18 protein-coding genes are annotated in these 15895 nt (G+C 69.2%); 6 read left to right on the top strand and 12 right to left on the bottom strand.

Going from position 1 to position 15895, the window contains the following annotated elements:
* The coding region (locus J7495_RS17840; protein ID WP_294058219.1) for a peptide-methionine (S)-S-oxide reductase at nucleotides 1-288 on the top strand (288 nt) is incomplete at its 5' end.
* Here the strand turns inward: J7495_RS17840 and J7495_RS17835 are convergent.
* The 3 genes from J7495_RS17835 to mgtE form a co-directional block, all read right to left on the bottom strand.
* Nucleotides 285-803, bottom strand: coding sequence for a sugar O-acetyltransferase (locus J7495_RS17835; protein ID WP_294058218.1), 519 nt, complete (start codon nucleotides 801-803; stop codon nucleotides 285-287). The genes J7495_RS17840 and J7495_RS17835 overlap by 4 nt on opposite strands.
* A 128-nt stretch (nucleotides 804-931) precedes the next feature.
* The gene (locus J7495_RS17830) at nucleotides 932-1330 is read right to left on the bottom strand and encodes a DUF1489 domain-containing protein (RefSeq protein WP_294058217.1); all 399 of its coding nucleotides are present in this window, start codon (nucleotides 1328-1330) and stop codon (nucleotides 932-934) included.
* A 31-nt stretch (nucleotides 1331-1361) separates the two neighbouring features.
* Nucleotides 1362-2765 carry a magnesium transporter gene (gene mgtE, locus J7495_RS17825; protein WP_294058216.1) on the bottom strand — a complete coding sequence of 468 codons (1404 nt, stop codon included), beginning with the start codon at nucleotides 2763-2765 and terminating at the stop codon, nucleotides 1362-1364.
* Between the two features lie 112 nt (nucleotides 2766-2877).
* Here mgtE and J7495_RS17820 point away from each other — a divergent pair, with 112 nt between their 5' ends.
* Nucleotides 2878-3342: a peptidylprolyl isomerase gene (locus tag J7495_RS17820; RefSeq protein WP_294058215.1), complete on the top strand. Its 465-nt coding sequence runs from the start codon at nucleotides 2878-2880 to the stop codon at nucleotides 3340-3342.
* Between the two features lie 117 nt (nucleotides 3343-3459).
* On the opposite strand, the gene J7495_RS17815 is transcribed toward J7495_RS17820, so the two are convergent.
* Nucleotides 3460-4350, bottom strand: coding sequence for a LysR substrate-binding domain-containing protein (locus tag J7495_RS17815; protein WP_294058214.1), 891 nt, complete (start codon nucleotides 4348-4350; stop codon nucleotides 3460-3462).
* A gap of 342 nt (nucleotides 4351-4692) precedes the next feature.
* Between J7495_RS17815 and J7495_RS17810 the strand changes: the two genes are divergently transcribed.
* Entirely contained in the window at nucleotides 4693-6987 is a 2295-nt protein-coding gene (locus J7495_RS17810; RefSeq protein WP_294058213.1) for a CDC48 family AAA ATPase, read from the top strand.
* Here J7495_RS17810 and J7495_RS17805 read toward each other — a convergent pair.
* Complete coding sequence (locus tag J7495_RS17805) at nucleotides 6938-8242, bottom strand: MFS transporter (RefSeq protein WP_294058212.1); 1305 nt, start codon at nucleotides 8240-8242, stop codon at nucleotides 6938-6940. The two genes, J7495_RS17810 and J7495_RS17805, sit on opposite strands and share 50 nt — an antisense overlap.
* Before the next feature lie 126 nt (nucleotides 8243-8368).
* Here J7495_RS17805 and msrB point away from each other — a divergent pair, with 126 nt between their 5' ends.
* Both msrB and J7495_RS17795 read left to right on the top strand, forming a co-directional pair.
* Nucleotides 8369-8809 carry a peptide-methionine (R)-S-oxide reductase MsrB gene (gene msrB / locus J7495_RS17800; RefSeq protein WP_294058211.1) on the top strand — a complete coding sequence of 147 codons (441 nt, stop codon included), beginning with the start codon at nucleotides 8369-8371 and terminating at the stop codon, nucleotides 8807-8809.
* 44 nt (nucleotides 8810-8853) lie between these two features.
* Nucleotides 8854-11031, top strand: coding sequence for a transglycosylase domain-containing protein (locus J7495_RS17795; RefSeq protein ID WP_294058210.1), 2178 nt, complete (start codon nucleotides 8854-8856; stop codon nucleotides 11029-11031).
* A gap of 189 nt (nucleotides 11032-11220) precedes the next feature.
* Here J7495_RS17795 and J7495_RS17790 read toward each other — a convergent pair whose 3' ends face one another.
* From J7495_RS17790 to J7495_RS17775, 4 genes are read right to left on the bottom strand one after another with little or no spacing between them, the layout of a single operon-like run.
* Entirely contained in the window at nucleotides 11221-11808 is a 588-nt protein-coding gene (locus J7495_RS17790; RefSeq protein WP_294058209.1) for a hypothetical protein, read from the bottom strand.
* Entirely contained in the window at nucleotides 11805-12443 is a 639-nt protein-coding gene (locus tag J7495_RS17785) for a SprT family zinc-dependent metalloprotease (protein ID WP_294058229.1), read from the bottom strand. Before J7495_RS17785 ends, J7495_RS17790 begins: the two co-directional genes overlap by 4 nt.
* Before the next feature lie 53 nt (nucleotides 12444-12496).
* A complete protein-coding gene (locus tag J7495_RS17780; RefSeq protein ID WP_294058208.1) occupies nucleotides 12497-12928 on the bottom strand; it encodes a YcgN family cysteine cluster protein in 432 nt (143 codons plus the stop codon).
* 5 nt (nucleotides 12929-12933) lie between these two features.
* Nucleotides 12934-13527 (bottom strand): SCO family protein, encoded by a 594-nt coding sequence (locus J7495_RS17775; RefSeq protein ID WP_294058207.1) that lies wholly within the window; start codon nucleotides 13525-13527, stop codon nucleotides 12934-12936.
* 73 nt (nucleotides 13528-13600) lie between these two features.
* Here J7495_RS17775 and J7495_RS17770 point away from each other — a divergent pair, with 73 nt between their 5' ends.
* Complete coding sequence (locus J7495_RS17770) at nucleotides 13601-14206, top strand: ankyrin repeat domain-containing protein (protein WP_294058206.1); 606 nt, start codon at nucleotides 13601-13603, stop codon at nucleotides 14204-14206.
* Here the strand turns inward: J7495_RS17770 and J7495_RS17765 are convergent.
* The 3 genes from J7495_RS17765 to J7495_RS17755 all read right to left on the bottom strand — a co-directional run bounded on the left by J7495_RS17765 (nucleotide 14203) and on the right by J7495_RS17755 (nucleotide 15874).
* Nucleotides 14203-14655 carry an MmcB family DNA repair protein gene (locus tag J7495_RS17765; RefSeq protein ID WP_294058204.1) on the bottom strand — a complete coding sequence of 151 codons (453 nt, stop codon included), beginning with the start codon at nucleotides 14653-14655 and terminating at the stop codon, nucleotides 14203-14205. The genes J7495_RS17770 and J7495_RS17765 overlap by 4 nt on opposite strands.
* Before the next feature lie 106 nt (nucleotides 14656-14761).
* The gene (locus J7495_RS17760; RefSeq protein WP_294058203.1) at nucleotides 14762-15277 is read right to left on the bottom strand and encodes a cell wall hydrolase; all 516 of its coding nucleotides are present in this window, start codon (nucleotides 15275-15277) and stop codon (nucleotides 14762-14764) included.
* 282 nt (nucleotides 15278-15559) lie between these two features.
* Complete coding sequence (locus J7495_RS17755; RefSeq protein ID WP_294058202.1) at nucleotides 15560-15874, bottom strand: DUF1491 family protein; 315 nt, start codon at nucleotides 15872-15874, stop codon at nucleotides 15560-15562.
* Between the last annotated feature and the right edge of the window lie 21 nt (nucleotides 15875-15895).

Raw genomic sequence — 15895 nt, 5'->3', positions numbered from 1 at the left:
ACCCAGCTCAACCGCCAATATCCCGATACCGGCCCCAGCTATCGCTCGGCGATCTTCCCGCAGGATGACGAGCAGCGCAGCGTCGCCGCCGCCTATATCGCCCAGCTGACCAAGGCGAAGGCCTTTCCCAAGCCGATCGTCACCAAGCTGGAGAGCGGCGCCTTTTATCCCGCCGAGGCCTATCACCAGGACTTCTTCTGGCGGAACCCGACGCACCCCTACATCGTGCGCTACGACAAGCCCAAGGTGGCGGCGTTCCGGAACGCCTATCCGCTGCTGGTGAACTAGGGCGCCGCGCTTCGGTCTTCGCCGATCGCGCGGATCAGACGCGCGGGATTGCCGCCGACCAGGCTGTTCGGCGGCACGTCGCGGGTGACGACCGAGCCTGCTGCCACCACCGAGTTGTCGCCGATCGACACGCCGCCGATCACCGTCACTCCCGCCGCGATCCAGACGTTGCGCCCGATCGTGATCGGCGCGGCGGTCACGCCCTCGCGCCGCTCCTCGGGCTCGATCGGATGGCCCGAGGTGATCAGGCTGACATTGGGGCCGATCAGCACATCGTCGCCGATCTCGATTCCGCCGAGATCGTACATCGTGCAATTCTGGTTGATGAAGACGTTGCGCCCGATCCGGATATTCTCGCCGCCGGTGGTGTAGAAGGGCGGGATCAGCGAGAAGCGTTCGTCCAGCTCGGCGCCGATCAGCTCGCCGAACAGCGCGCGGATCGCGTCCGCATCACCATATTCGAGCCGGTTCAGCTTCGGCGTGATCGCCATGGCGCGCTGCACGCTGGCCACCATTGCGGCGGATTCCGGTGTCCTCCGGCGAATCATGATGGCGCCGGATTCCGGCATCCCGCTCTCCCTGGCTGTTGCGATTCACCGGGTGTAGCGGCTGGACGGCGGCACTGGAATCCGCCGCGGCGAAATCAGATCAGCCCCAGCCCCGCCAGCTCGCCCATCAGCGCGGGCGGCAGTTCGTCCAGCCCTGCCCCGGCTTCGCCCAGATCCTTGGGCGCATCCGCATCCTCGAGATAGCGCCAGCCCTGGTGCGCGCGCTTGGGGCGGTTGGCGACCAGGATCAGCCGCGGTTCCATCAGGATCGCGGTGCGCCCGCCTTCGGCCTCGCTGAACCCGACGATCGGGGTGCGGCCGACCAGCTGGTGCTTGAGAATCCAGAACAGCGATCCTTCGCCGCCGATCTCCTCGTGGCGCTTGGGCAGATAGCGCGTGGTCAGCCCCCAGGCCTCCCCGCGCGAGGCGAGGCGCTGGGCGAGATATTCTACGGAGTCGCAACCGAAGGCGACTTTGGTCAGATGGAGTGGCACGTCGCTAATCTGGGGCGCGAAACCGCTGCAATCAACCGACCAGACCGCTTGCGCTGGCGAGGCCGAGGAACGCCAGGAAGCCCATCGAATCGGTGGTCATCGTCACGAAGATCGACGAGGCGACCGCGGGGTCGGCCCTGAACCGGTCGAGCGCCAGCGGCACGACCACGCCCGCCAGCCCCGCGATCACGATGTTGGCGAGCATCGCCGCCGCGATCACCGCGCCGAGATGCGCGTTCCAGAAGACGAAGGCCGTCGCCATCCCGATCACGGCCGCCACGGTCGAGCCGTTGAGCAGCGCGATCGCCAGCTCGCGGCGGATCGCGCGGACGCTGTTCGACTGGGTGAGCTGGTTGGTGGCGAGCGCGCGCACCGTCACCGCCATCGTCTGGGTACCGGCGTTGCCGCCGACGCCCGCGACGATCGGCATCAGCGCGGCGAGCGTCACCATCCGCGCAATCGTGCTCTCGAACAGGCTGATGATCGTCGCGGCGACCAGCGCGGTGCCGAGGTTGGTGATCAGCCAGCGCACGCGGCCCTTGTAGCTGTCGATCACCGGCTCGTTGATGTCGCCTTCGCCGGCGCCGGACAGGCGCAGGATGTCCTCGCCGGCTTCCTCGGAGATGATGTGGACGACGTCGTCCACCGTGATCATGCCGACCAGCCGGCCGTTGGCATCGACCACCGCGGCCGAGATCAGCGCATATTTCTGGAAGCGCAGCGCCACCTCCTCCTGGTCCATGTCGACCGGGATGAGCGTCTGCTCGCGCTTCATGACGTCACTCATCGATACCGAGCGCGGGGTGCGCAGCACCCAGGAGAGCGCGCAGGTGCCGATCGGCTTGTGCGCCGGATCGACGACGAAGATCTCCCAGAAATCGGTGGTGAGGTCCTCGCTGCCGCGGAGATAGTCGAGCACGTCGCCGACGGTCCAATGCTCGGGCACCGCGATCAGCTCGCGCTGCATCAGGCGGCCGGCGGATTCCTCGGGGTAAGAGAGCGCTTCCTCGATCGCGGCGCGGTCGTCGGGGTCGAGCGCGCGGAGCACCTCGCGCTGATCCTCGGCGTCCATGTCCTCGATGATCGCGACGGCGTCGTCGGTATCGAGCTCGGCGGCGATGTCCGCCACCTGGTGCGGCTCGAGCGCGTCGACCAGCGCCTCGCGCACCCAGTCGTTCATCTCGGCGAGCACGTCGCCGTCGATCAGGTCGGCGATCGCCGAGACGAGCGCGGGGCGCTCCTCGGCCGGAGTCAGCTCGACGAGGTCGGCGATGTCGGCGGGGTGGAGGCGAGCGACCTTGGCGTGCGCGGCCTCGGCGTCGCCCGCCTCGACCGCGGCGAGCACCGCATCGACGAACTCGGGCTTGAGGCGGTCGTCTTCGTCGAGGCCGGTGTCGGGCGCCGGCTGCTCGCCGTGGAGATCGGCTTCGCTCATGCTCCGAACCTCCCGCTTGCGACCCCGGCCTCTCCTAGCCGGGGCACGCGGATTTGCAAGTCGGGGTCCCAACGCCTAGGTGCGCGGCCAATTCTGTCCCTTGGAGGCCCAAATGTCCGAATTCACCACGCTGGTGCTGACCCTCGACAGCGGCGACGACACTGGCGACGTCGTCATCAAGCTGCGCCCCGACCTTGCGCCCAACCATGTCGAGCGGATCGCGACGCTCGCCAATTCGGGCTTCTACGACGGCGTGGTGTTCCACCGCGTGATCGACGGATTCATGGCGCAGGGCGGCGACCCGACCGGCCGCGGCTCGGGCGGCTCGGACCTCCCCGACATGGCGCAGGAGTTCAGCGACGAGCCGCACGTCCGCGGGGTCTGCTCGATGGCGCGCACGATGAACCCGAACAGCGCCAATTCGCAGTTCTTCATCTGCCTCGACGACGCGACCTTCCTCGACCGGCAATACACTGTGTGGGGCGAAGTGACCCAAGGCATGGAGCATGTCGACGCGCTCCCCAAGGGAGAGCCGCCGCGCAACCCCGGCAAGATCGTCAAGGCGCGGGCGGAGTAAGCTGTCTGCTCGTCACCCCGGCGAAAGCCGGAGCCCAGGGCCACACAGGACGTCGCTCGTGACCGGGTCCCGGCTTTCGCCGGAGTGACGGTTGAGCTGTTCGGCGGCCGGAAGGCGCTAATCCGGCTCCGCGCCCAGCGCCTCGACCAGCCAGTCGTGGAACAGCCGCACCGGGCGCTGCGCGAGCGCGCGCGGGCGGCAGACGAACCAATAGCTGTAGTGGCTGTCGACCGTGAGGTCGAAGAGCTGGACCAGCCGCGGGTCGCGCGCCGCTTCGAAGTGCGATTCGAGCATGAAGGCGACGCCGAGCCCCTGCGCCGCCGCCTCGAGCATCAGCTGGCCCGAATCGAAATGGTCGACCGCCGCCGGCTCGACCTCGGGCACGCCCGCCGCGGCACGCCAGGCCGTGAAGGTGTCGGGCATGTCGCGGTGGATCAGCGCGGTCAGCCCCGCGAGCTGCTCGGGGCGCGTCACCGGATTGGGACCCTCCACCAGCGAGCGCGCCGCGATCACGTGCACCCGGTTGCGATCGAGCCGCCGCGCGTAGAGCGTGGGATCGATGTCGCGCGCGATCACGATCGCGGCGTCGAGCCCGTCGCCTAGCCGCGCGACGCCGTGGCCCGCAGTGTCGACGTCGAGGTGGAGCTGGGGGTGCTTGAGCTTGAGGTCGGCCATGTGCGGCATCAGCCGCTGCGTGGCGAACAGCGGAAGCACGCCGAGGCGGAGGCGGAGCAGCTCGGCGCCGCTCGTCATCGCCTCGACCGCGTCAGTCATGTTGTCGAGCGCCGGCGCGATCAGCCCGAGCAGCCGCTCGCCGTCGTCATTGAGCTTGAGCGCCTGGTGGCGGCGCTCGAACAGCGGCTTGCCGATGAAGCGCTCGAGCGCCTGAACGCGCCGGCTGAGCGCGGGCGAGGAGAGCGCCAGCTCTTCCGCGGCAGCCTTGATCGAGCCCAGCCGTGCCACCTGCACGAACGCCTCGATCGCCGTAAGGGGGGGAAGCCGTCGCATCCTCGCTCTATTGTTGTTGCGGTGCGTCAGAATCATGAATCGAGCATTTGCGCAAACCGAGCCGCGCCATACACCTGATTTCCCCTTTATCGTTCCGCAGCGATACGATTGCAAGTATGACAATTACACCGAAATGATTTCGCACTTGCACAAATTCTCGCCGCACTGCACATAACTCGTGCCTTTCAGGCATCCTCTCCTAAACCTTTCACGGCCGGGCATCTGCTCGGCCTTTTTTTTGGTCCGCGCGGGGTTGCGCCCATCCTTTCGGCTAGTCCCCTCGCAGAGCCGGAACCGCCTCCCTATGTTGCGCGCTTTCGGGTGCCCCAGGAGAGAGCAGAAATGGCAGACGAGGAACGCGTGGTTCGCCGGCTACAGGTGGCGAACGCACGACCTGAGGACAGCGGACGCGGGCTCGCGCACATCCCGCGCGCCGCGATGGCCGCGCTGGGCATTACCGAGGGCGACGCAATCGAGATTTCCGGCAAGCGCACGACGCCCGCGCTCGCGGTGCTGCCCTATTCCGAGGACGAGGGCCTCGAGGTGATCCGCATCGACGGGCTCCAGCGCGCCAACGCCGGGATCGGCGCGGGCGACTTCGTCGAAGTGCGCAAGGCGCAATCGAAGCCCGCGACTCGCGTGGTGCTCGCGCCGGCGCAGGCCAACCTCCGCCTCCAGGGCTCGGCGCAGGCGCTCAAGCGCATCTTCTTCGGCCGGCCGGTGGCGCAGGGCGACACGATCGCCACCGTCGGCCATGGCCGCGTCTCGGACATGCCGCCGCAGGTCGCGCAGCACCTCCGCGCGCCGGCCTATGCGCTGCAGGAGATCCGCCTCGCGGTGATCTCGGCGACGCCCAAGGGAATCGTCCATATCGACGAGAACACCGAGATCGAGCTGCGTCCCGAATATGAGGAAGCGCAGGAAAGCCGCCGCGCCGACGTCACCTATGACGACATCGGCGGCATGGCCGGCACCATCGACCAGCTCCGCGAGATGGTCGAGCTGCCGCTGCGCTATCCCGAGCTGTTCCAGCGCCTCGGCGTCGATCCGCCCAAGGGCGTGATGCTCCACGGCCCGCCCGGCACCGGCAAGACCCGGCTCGCCCGCGCCGTCGCCAACGAGAGCGACGCCAACTTCCTGCTGATCAACGGCCCGGAGATCATGGGCTCGGCCTATGGCGAATCGGAGAAGCGGCTGCGCGACGTGTTCGCCGAGGCGGCCAAGACCGCGCCCTCGATCGTGTTCATCGACGAGATCGATTCGATCGCGCCCAAGCGCGGCCAGGTCTCGGGCGAGGCCGAGAAGCGCCTCGTCGCGCAGCTGCTCACGCTGATGGACGGGCTGGAGGCGCGCGCCAACGTCGTCGTCATCGCCGCGACCAACCGGCCCGACGCGATCGACGAGGCGCTGCGCCGGCCGGGCCGGTTCGACCGCGAGATCGTGGTCGGCGTGCCCGACGATCGCGGCCGCCGCGAGATCCTGGGCATCCACACTCGCGGCATGCCGCTCGCCGAGGGCGTTGACCTCGCCGAGCTCGCCCGCACCACCTTCGGCTTCGTCGGCGCCGACCTGGCGGCGCTCACCCGCGAGGCTGCGATCGAAGCGGTGCGGCGGATCATGCCCAGGCTCGACCTTTCGGACGGGACGATCCCGGCCGAAGTGCTCGACACGCTCTCGGTGACGCGCGACGACTTCCTCGAGGCGCTGAAGCGCGTCCAGCCTTCGGCAATGCGCGAAGTGATGGTCGAGAAGCCGACGGTCCATTGGGACGACGTCGGCGGGCTCGACGATGCGCAGATCCGGCTGAAGGAAGGCGTCGAGCTGCCCCTCAAGGATCCCGACGCGTTCCGCCGGCTCGGCATCCGCCCGGCCAAGGGCTTCCTGCTCTATGGCCCGCCGGGCACCGGCAAGACGCTGCTCGCCAAGGCGGTCGCGCGCGAATCGGAAGCGAACTTCATCGCCACCAAGTCGAGCGACCTGCTCTCCAAATGGTATGGCGAGAGCGAGCAGCAGATCTCGCGGCTGTTCGCCCGCGCCCGCCAGGTCGCGCCGTGCGTGATCTTCATCGACGAGATCGACAGCCTCGTGCCGGCGCGCGGCGGCGGCATGGGCGAGCCCCAAGTCACCGAGCGCGTGGTCAACACGATCCTCGCCGAGATGGACGGGCTCGAGGAGCTCCAGTCGGTGGTGGTGATCGGCGCGACCAACCGGCCCAACCTGGTCGACCCCGCACTGCTCCGCCCGGGCCGGTTCGACGAGCTGATCTACGTCGGCGTGCCCGATCGCGAGGGACGCGCGCGCATCCTGCGGATCCAGACCGCGAAGATGCCGCTCGCGAGCGATGTCGACCTCGATTCGATCGCCACCAGGGCCGAGCGCTTCACCGGCGCCGACCTCGAGGACGTCGTCCGCCGCGCCGGGCTCATCGCGCTGCGCGAATCGCTTCAGGCGCGCGAAGTGACGATGGCCAATTTCGAGGCCGCGCTCGCCGATTCGCGCGCGACGGTCACCGAGGAGATGGAACGCGAATATGAGGACATGTCGGGCCGGCTGAAGCAGGACGCGATGGCGATCCAGCCGATCGGCTTCATTGCGCCGGGGATGCTCCGGGGTCACGGTCCGAAGGGCGAAGGCTGAGCCAGGCATAGACGCAGAGGATCACGAGCCAGGCGGCCGCTGTCAGGTAAGGCAGCGGCCGCCAGAGCTCGTAGAGGCCGATGCCGATCGACGGCCCGAAGACATAGACGGCGCCGTTGACCGACGTGACCTTGCCCGCCACCGATCCTTGCGCCGCCGCCCCCACCGCGAGCGACGAGCCCGCCGTGAACCCCGGCCGCGCGAAGCCGAAGCCGAGCGAGGCGATCGCATAGCCGATCGCGATCCCGTAGAGCCCCGTCGCGCTGCCGGTGAGCACGCAGCCGAATGCCGACAGCGCGAGTCCCGACAGCACCAGCTGGCGCGGCTTGAGGTCGAGCAGCGGGATCAGCCCCCATTGCGCGAGCAGCGAGGCACCCGCGCCCATCATCAGCACCAGGCCCGTCGGCTGGATCGCCTCGATAGGGGGCAAGTGCATCCGGTCGATCAGCAGGAAGCCGATCGCCTGGCCAGCCATCACCTGGGCATGGCCCATCACGAAGCCGACGATCATCCAGCCGCGCACCCGCGGATCGAGATAGCCGACGCGCTCGCCCCGCTCGGCCGTGGCGGCGATCACGCTCGCGCCGGTGCCCTGGCCGCCGATCGTCGGGTAGGAGACCGCCGCGCCATGCGCCGAGCCCTCCTCGCGCGGCAGCCAGCGCGCGACCGCGACCCACAGCACCGCACCCGCCGCGCTGAACGCGAAGGCGGGGCCGGCGAGTCCCAGCTTGAGGTCGCCGAGATGGCCGAGCACCAGATAGGGCGCGAGCGCCGGCCCGAGGATCGTGCCGAGCCCGAAAGCCGAGGCGAGCAGGGTGAGCGCGCGGGTCCGCTCCTCTCGGCTGGTACGCCCGGCCGCGAGCGCCTGCACCGCCGGCGGCGCGGCCGAGCCGAAGCCGCCGTAGAGCATCCGCCCGAGGATGAAGGCGACAAAGGTCGCGATCGGCGAGAGCCAGCCGTTGATCCCGAGCACGAGGAACACCCCGCACAGCGCCTGCGACACGGTGAATCCTGCGACGCCGACGAGCACCATCGCGCGCCGCCCCTGCCGCTCGGAGCGATTCGCCCAATAGGGCGCGGCGACCATCCAGAGCAGCGCCGAGACCGAAAAGGCCATCGCCACCATCGAATCGCTCGCCCCCAGCGACCGGCCGAGCGCGGGCAGCACCGATTGCAGCGCATTGTTCCCCGCCGCGATCGCCAGCATCACGACGAAGAGCAGCGCGAAGGTCCGGTCGATCCGGACCCGGCTCATGAGGTGCTCCGCATGCCGAGCCCGCTTAGGACCTTGTGGGCGCAATGCAACGCCGCGCGCCGATTCGGACTCGATTCCGAACTCGGCAATTGACGGCGGCCTTCCGCATCAACACATGTCCGGGCAATGGAGCACCTCAATCTATCCGAGGCCGAGTGGCGCAAGCGACTCACGCCCGAGCAGTTCCACGTGCTGCGCGAAGCCGGCACCGAACGCGCCTTCTCCGGCCGCTACAACAACAACAAGGCCGACGGCATCTATCGCTGCGCCGGCTGCGCACTCGAGCTGTTCGACAGCGACGACAAATATGATTCGGGGTCGGGCTGGCCGAGCTTCACCCGGCCGATCGACCCCGACCACGTCACCGCGCACGAGGACGGCACGCACGGCATGCACCGCGTCGAGGTGCGCTGCGCGCGCTGCGACGGGCATCTGGGGCACGTCTTCCCCGATGGTCCGCCCCCCACCGGGCTGCGCTATTGCATGAACTCGGTGAGCCTCGATTTCCGTTCACGCGGCGCTAACGGGACAGCCGGCAAGAGCGACGGCGAAACCGGCGGCGCGTGACGGCTTGAGCGCCGCCCGATAAGGGCTTAGTTCACTCGTCCCGCATGGCCACGAAACCGAACCTCCTCGCGCGCTTCCCCTCCTGGCCGAAGTGGCGTCGCTGGCTCTTGTGGACCGCGGGCGGAATCGGCGCGCTCGGGCTGCTCGCCTTCATCGTCCTCGTGATCGCGGTCTATTCGACCCGCGCGACGCTGCCGAGCTTCGACGAGATGAAGTCCTCGCCCAACGGCCAGATGATTCGCGTCCACGCCTCGGACGGCACCGTGCTCGTCTCCCTGGGGCCGAGCTATGGCGAGTGGATCGACTACGACCACGTGCCCAAGGTGATGAAGGAAGCGATGGTCTCGATCGAGGACAAGCGCTTCGAATCGCATTGGGGCGTCGACGTCTGGGGCATGATGCGCGGCCTGTGGCTCGCCTTCGAGCATCGCGGCGAGAACCGCCGCGTCCAGGGCGCCTCGACGATCACCCAGCAGGTGGCGCGCACGATCTTCCTGTCGAACAAATACGACATCGGCCGCAAGATTCGCGAGGCCGTGATCGCGCTGGCGATGGAGCGCAAGTTCACCAAGCAGCAGATCCTCGAGCTCTACCTCAACAAGGTCTATTTCGGCGGCGGCGCCTATGGCATCGACGCGGCGAGCCGCAAGTTCTTCGGCCATGCCGCGACCAGCCTGACGCTCTCCGAGGCCGCGGTGATCGCCGGCCTCGTCCGCGCGCCGTCGCATTATTCGCCGACCGCCGACGAGGAAGCCGCCAAGGGCCGCGCCGGCGTGGTGCTGCAGGTGATGCAGGAACAGGGCGTGATCACGCCTGCCGAAGCCGCCAGCGCCAATCCGCAGGGCCTCAAGCTCGCGCGCGAGGCGGGGCAGAACAGCGCGCGCTACTTCACCGACTGGGCGCTGCCGCAGCTCGAAGTGCTGATCGACGAGACCGAAGCGCCGCTCGAGGTGTGGACCACGCTCGATCCCAACATGCAGCGCGCCGCCAACGACGCGATCCGCACGATGGCGCCCAAGAACGCCCAAGGCGCGCTGGTGAGCCTCGACCGCGATGGCGCGGTGCGCGCGATGGTGGGCGGCACCGACTATGTCGAATCGATCTACAACCGCGCGACCCAGGCCGAGCGCCAGCCGGGCTCGTCGTGGAAGCTGTTCGTCTATCTCGCCGCGCTCGAGGCGGGGCACCATCCCGACGACATGGTGGTCGACGAGCCGGTGACGATCGCCGGCTGGAGCCCGCGCAACAGCTCGGGCCAGTTCCGCGGCGAGATGACGCTGCGCAACGCCTTCGCTTATTCAGTGAACACGATCGCGGCCAAGATGGGCCAGGAAGTCGGCTTCGGCACGGTGGCGGACATGGCGCGCCGCTTCGGCATCTCGAGCAAGATCGACACGACCCCGGCGATGGTGCTCGGCACCTCCGACGTCCGCCTGATCGACATGACGCGCGCCTTCGCCTCGGTCGGCCAGCGCGGCGTGCAGGTGACGCCCTACGCCATCACGCGCGTGACCGCGAACGGATCGGTGATCTACCAGCATGAAGTCGACACCAGCCGCGTGCTGGTGGGCGAGCATGTCGCCGCGCAGATGACCGACCTGCTCCAGACCGCGGTGATGACCGGCACCGGCAAGGCGGCGCAGATCGGCCGCCCGGTCGCGGGCAAGACCGGCACGACCACCTCGAACAAGGACGGCTGGTTCATCGGCTTTTCGAGCGGGCTCACCACCGGCGTGTGGATGGGCCGCGACGATGCCAAGGTGGTGCCCGGCCTCCAGGGCGGCACGGCGCCGGCACGCGCGTTCTCGGCGTTCATGTCGCGCGCGGTCGCCGGCCGGCCGGTCGAGCAGTTCGAGACCGAAGTCACCCCGCCCGAGGACTTCGGCAACGAGGAAGACTATCTCGGCGCCCCCGACAACGGCGCCTTCGTCGACGACGACGGCATGCCGGTGAACCCCGACGACAGCGCGCGCGACGGCAGCCGCGGCCAGGGGCAGGACGCCGGCCCGGGCAGCCAGCTCGACGAGGACTGGATCGACCGGATGACCGGCGGCGGCTCGGACACCGATCCGCGCGCGAACAACCGCGACGAGAACGGCGATTCCCGACGCGAGCGCCGCCGCGACCGCGAGCAGCAGCCCGCGCCGATCCCCGCGCCGCGCACGCCCTCGCGCGAGCAGTCCGGCGATACCCCCGAGGACCGCCGGCCCAATCGCGAATAGGCCCGCGCACCTGCGGTCGGGAATTGGCACTCCCCAACCGTCATCCCGGCGAAAGCCGGGACCCAGGGTTACAAAGTGCGTCGCTCGTGGCCCTGGGTCCCGGCTTTCGCCGGGATGACGGTTTGAGGGCGTGACACCCATTCACATTTGATGACACGCCCAAGTTCACAGCAGGACGAGCTCGCGGCTTCAGCCGAGCGCGGCGATCCAGCCGGCGAGGCAGGCGAGCTTCTGTTCCTTGCGCCACGGCCCGCCGACGGCCTTGCCCAGCGCCTTGAGCCGCGCGTCGATCTCGGCGGAAGCCAGCCCGAGCCTCTCGGCGGCGCGCTCGGGGAGCGACTTCTCGTCGAGCTCGAGCGTCTCGACGCCGCACGCGCGCAGCCCGGTCCGCAGCGCCTCGCGCACCGCCAGCCCTTCGGCGACGGGGACATGGTCGGGCCAGGCGAGGCTGTAGTCGAGGAGGTTGGTCACCCAGCCGGCACGATTGACCAGCAGCGCCGCGACGAAGGGTCCGTCGACGATCGCTCGTAATCCAGCCTCGGCCAGCCGGTCCTGCCGCGCGCGGCCCTCGGCAACGGCGTCAGCGGCTTCGGCGGCGCGCCCCTGGCCGAGCCCGTGCGCGACGCGATAGGGTTCGAGCGACAGCCGGTCGCCCTCGGCGTGAGTCGCGAGCAGCGTCGAGGACACGACTCGCGGCTTGCCCCCCTCGAGCACCACCGCCACGGCCACCGCCCCGCCCTTCTGCGCGCGCAGGCCGAGGCCGGTGCGCGCGATCACGCCTCCGCGGCTCCGCGCCCGATCCAGTGGAGCTGCGCGCCGTGCCGCCGCAGCCATTCGCGCGCGGGCGTGGGATCGGCGCCGAACAGCTGCGCGACCAGCGCGTGGAACGCCGGGCCATGGTTCATATGGACGCGGTGCGCGACTTCGTGCGCCACCGTCGCGCGCCGCACGAAGGCCGGCGCCAGCGCGAGCCGCCAGCTGTAGCGGATCGCCCCCGACGAGGCGCAGCTTCCCCAGCGCGCGCGCGGATCGCCGATCGTCACGCTCGCGACCTTAACCCCGGCCCTGGCGGCATATTCGGCAGTCTCGCGGCTGAGCAGCGCCAGCGCCTCGCGCTTCAGCCAGCGCTCGACGCGCCGCTCGAGCCCCTCGCGCGGGCCGCCGCAGAGCAGCCGCTCGCCCTCGAGCCGCGGCGTGCGTGCCACGCCCGCCGGCCAGACGATCTCGATCTCCCCGTCGCCCCAGGGAACGCGCGCGCCGGGCACGAACGGGCGGACCTCAGGGAGCTTCGAGCGCTGGCGTGCGACCCACTCGCGCTGCTCCTCCGCCCAGGCGAGCGCATGGCGCAGCGACGCACGCGGCGGCAGCGTCAGCCGGACGCGGCCGCTGCGCGGATCCACCGACAGCCGCATCCGTCGCGCACGCGGGTTGCGCACGACGTCGAGCCCGTGGCCCGCCGCTTCGCTCACAGCTTGCGGTCCACCAGGTGATGCTCGAAGTCGCCCGCATCGTCCTCGGAGACGGTCCAGCCACGCGTCGATTCGCCCGCGCGGTGGACGGCCTCGGGGTCGCCGCTCACCAGATAATGCCAGTCGGGCAGCGGCTCGCCCGCCGCGCGCAGGCGGTAGGCGCAGGTCGACGGCAGCCAGTCGATCTGGGTGACGTTGCCCGCATTGAGCCGCACGCATTCGGCGACATAGGCGTGGCGGTGCTTATAATCCTTGCATCGCCCCATATGCCGGTCGAGCAGGCGGCAGGCGACATTGGTCGGGAAGAGCTCGCCGGTCTCGTCGTCCTCGAGCTTGTGGAGGCAGCATTTCCCGCAGCCGTCGCACAGCGCCTCCCATTGCGCGCGGTCGAGGCTCGCGAGCGGCTTTTCCCAGAAGCGGTCGGCCATGGCGCTCACACCGCCCAGCGCTTGATCGTCTCGATGATCTCGTCGACGCTCATGTCGCTGGTGATCGGCGCGATCGGCTCGCCCTTGGGCCCCATCAGGTAGATCACCCGGCTGTGGTCGACGAGGTAGCCGCCGCCCGGCGCGGGCGGCTGCTTGGCGAAATAGACGCTGTATTCGCGCGCGACCTGCTTGATCGCATCGAGGCTGCCGGTGAGCCCGATCATCCGCGGGTGGAAATTGGCGGTGAACTCGCCGACGACCTTGGGCGTATCGCGCTCGGGGTCGACGGTGATGAAGATCGGCACCAGCTTCGCCGAGAGCGCGGGATCGCTCTTGTCGAGCTTCTTCAGTGCCTGGCCGAGCTTGGCCATGTCGGTGGGGCAGGCATCGGGGCAGAAGGTATAGCCGAAATAGACCAGCCGGTACTTCCCCGCGAAATCGGAGTCGCGAACCGTCCTGCCGTCCTTGTCGGTCAGCGCGAAGGGGCCGCCGACCTTGGCGCCGGCCAGCGGAGGTTGCTGCGGTGTTGCAGTGCTGCAATTTGCAAGCAACAGTGCGGCGCTTATTGCAGCCGCGATACGGATCGCCTTGCGATTCATGGCGCCGCAGCCTTGATCTGAACCGCGCGGGCTTGCAAGGTCTCCGGGGGGTTTCCCGCGAAAGGTTGAGTAGATGTCGTACCGTTTCCTCGGGTGCGTGGCCGCCGCCGCGATGCTTGCCGCCGCCGCGCCGGCCAGCGCCCAGCATTTCTCCGACGGCTATCAGTTCCTCGAAGCCGTGCGGAAGGAAGACGGGACCAAGGTCACCGACATGCTCAACGAGCCGGGCGTGCGGATCGTCGACACCAAGGATCGCTCGACCGGCGAGGCCGGGCTCCACATCGTCGCGAAGAAGGGCAGCACGGTCTATCTGCGCTTCCTGCTTCAGCGCGACGCCAATCCGAACATCCAGGACAATCAGGGCAACACCCCGATGATGGTCGCGGTGAACCACGATTATGTCGAAGGCGTGCAGATCCTGATCACCTACAAGGCGAACGTGAACCTGCGCAATTCGAAGGGCGAGACGCCGCTGATCCGCGCGGTGCAGCTCCGCAATATCGAGATGGTGCGGCTGCTGCTCGATTCGGGTGCTGACCCCGACCAGGCCGATGTGCTCGCCGGGATGAGCGCGCGCGATTATGCCAAGGCCGACGGGCGCATGCCGCCGGCGATCGTCAAGGCACTCGCCGATGCGCCCAAGGTCCAGCGCAAGGGCGTGGCGGGGCCGAAGCTCTAAGGCAGAATCGCCGCCGACTCAGGGTCGAGCATCGCCAGCACGCGCCGCGCCGCGCGGCGGCCGAAGGCGAGGGTGCAGCGCTTGCGGGTCGCCGCAGGAAGCGCCACGCAGGCGGCGTCGCGCAGGATCGCCGCGTCGTAGCGGTCGGCGACGATCAGCCCGGCGCGCGCGGGCAGAAAGGCCTCGGTCTCGAAGGGCGACAGGTCGAAGCCCGACGGCACCGCCCAGAAGAACCGGTCGCAATGATCGAGATACTCGGTCCATTTGCAGTCGCCGAGCAGGTCGGCGCGCGACACCTTGATCTCGACGATGACGATCTCGCCGCGCGCGTCGATCGCCATCAGGTCGGCACGGCGGCCGCCGGCGAGGGGCACTTCGCCGATGGCCACGCTGTCATGGTCGCGCAGCAGCATCCGGCAGACGCCGCGCACGACGTCCGCCGCGATCATCGGCGCGAGCTCCGGAGACAGATCAGGCGGGGACGCCAGGTTGCGCATCCCCGCCTGACTAGAACATTCTAGGAACGCGGAAAAGCCCCGCGCGCCTCCGCCGGCTTCAGCGATAGAAGACGTGGTTGCCGACCGAGCCGACGCGCGCGCGCTTCCACGTCGGCCGTACGTAGCGCGCGTGGAAATAGAGCGCGCCGTCGACCGGCGAGGCCCAGAGGTCCTTCTGCGCGACGAGCGCGACCGCCATTGCCTTGCGCCAGGCGGCGTTCGACGGCGGCGTCGGCATCCTGCCACCGCGGACGAAGGAGAATTGCCCCGGCTGCGACAGCACGCGGCACACCGAGGGCGGGAAGCGGCCCGAAGACGCGCGATCGAGGATCACTTCGGCGACCGCGAGCTGGCCCGAGAGCGGCTCGCCCTTGGCTTCGAAATAGACGCCGGTGGCGAGGCAGCGCAGCTCCGAATCGGCAGCGCCCGGCACACCCTGCGCGTCGACAGCGGCAGCCAGCGTCGTGAACTTGGGGGCTTCGGCCTCCGTGATCGGAGCCGGGATCACCTGGGCGCTCCCCGCCTGGGGAAGCGTGCCCGCCGCGACCTGCGGCTGCGGAACCTGTGCGGTCACCGGGGCGTTCAGGTGTTGATCAATCTGGGCCGGCAGGGCCCCGAGATCGAGCGTGGCGGCATTCGCAAGTGCGCCAGCGCAAAACGTCACAGCCGCGGCGGCCGCGGCGCGAGACAGGAACTTCATTGAAGGTCGCAACTATGCGGTTGGTTCGCGGCCGGCCCCCTGGTTGGTTCTGGGGCCGCCGGGTTTCCCCCCGACTGCGTAACCGCCCGGCTTCACACCCCGCGCGGCACAACGCTATTAATGGTGGCGGGCCTTTGGCGGCGTAGCCGCTGGGTGTCAACCAACGCCCATCGTTGCAGCGGCGAACCGTTCCCCGTCTGCGATATCCAGTTCGATCACCCACAGGTCCGAATCGCGCGAACGGCGCCGCGACCAATAGTCGTGCGCGGCCGCGTCGTCGATGAGTTCGGCCGGACCGGCGCGGACCAGCGCGGGTTCGCCATCAGCCCCGATGCCGCGCTCGAAGAAGCGGGGATTGCGGCCTTTCTCGAGCAAGAGCAGCAGAATGGCGCCCGCGGTCGGGTCGCCCCTGGCAAGCACGGCGGCCATGCCGCCTTCCTGGTTCACGCGCCGGATCAGCGCGCTGGCCATCACTGCGCTGGTGACGCGCGC

It is taken from the genome of Sphingomonas sp. (genome assembly GCF_017745215.1).
Lineage (GTDB): Bacteria > Pseudomonadota > Alphaproteobacteria > Sphingomonadales > Sphingomonadaceae > Sphingomonas.
Note: the sequence above shows the minus strand (reverse complement) of the source record. Positions and strands in the feature narration are given on the sequence as shown.

Excerpts from the sequence above, each read along its gene's own strand:
- mgtE (WP_294058216.1), bottom strand. The coding sequence starts at position 2,765 with ATGAGCGAAGCCGATCTCCACGGCGAGCAGCCGGCGCCCGACACCGGC.
- J7495_RS17780 (WP_294058208.1), bottom strand. The coding sequence starts at position 12,928 with ATGGCCGACCGCTTCTGGGAAAAGCCGCTCGCGAGCCTCGACCGCGCG.
- J7495_RS17820 (WP_294058215.1), top strand. The coding sequence starts at position 2,878 with ATGTCCGAATTCACCACGCTGGTGCTGACCCTCGACAGCGGCGACGAC.
- J7495_RS17810 (WP_294058213.1), top strand. The coding sequence starts at position 4,693 with ATGGCAGACGAGGAACGCGTGGTTCGCCGGCTACAGGTGGCGAACGCA.
- J7495_RS17785 (WP_294058229.1), bottom strand. The coding sequence starts at position 12,443 with ATGCGGCTGTCGGTGGATCCGCGCAGCGGCCGCGTCCGGCTGACGCTG.
- J7495_RS17765 (WP_294058204.1), bottom strand. The coding sequence starts at position 14,655 with ATGATCGCGGCGGACGTCGTGCGCGGCGTCTGCCGGATGCTGCTGCGC.
- J7495_RS17775 (WP_294058207.1), bottom strand. The coding sequence starts at position 13,527 with ATGAATCGCAAGGCGATCCGTATCGCGGCTGCAATAAGCGCCGCACTG.
- msrB (WP_294058211.1), top strand. The coding sequence starts at position 8,369 with ATGGAGCACCTCAATCTATCCGAGGCCGAGTGGCGCAAGCGACTCACG.
- J7495_RS17805 (WP_294058212.1), bottom strand. The coding sequence starts at position 8,242 with ATGAGCCGGGTCCGGATCGACCGGACCTTCGCGCTGCTCTTCGTCGTG.
- J7495_RS17795 (WP_294058210.1), top strand. The coding sequence starts at position 8,854 with ATGGCCACGAAACCGAACCTCCTCGCGCGCTTCCCCTCCTGGCCGAAG.
- J7495_RS17755 (WP_294058202.1), bottom strand. The coding sequence starts at position 15,874 with ATGGCCAGCGCGCTGATCCGGCGCGTGAACCAGGAAGGCGGCATGGCC.
- J7495_RS17835 (WP_294058218.1), bottom strand. The coding sequence starts at position 803 with ATGGTGGCCAGCGTGCAGCGCGCCATGGCGATCACGCCGAAGCTGAAC.
- J7495_RS17815 (WP_294058214.1), bottom strand. The coding sequence starts at position 4,350 with ATGCGACGGCTTCCCCCCCTTACGGCGATCGAGGCGTTCGTGCAGGTG.
- J7495_RS17770 (WP_294058206.1), top strand. The coding sequence starts at position 13,601 with ATGTCGTACCGTTTCCTCGGGTGCGTGGCCGCCGCCGCGATGCTTGCC.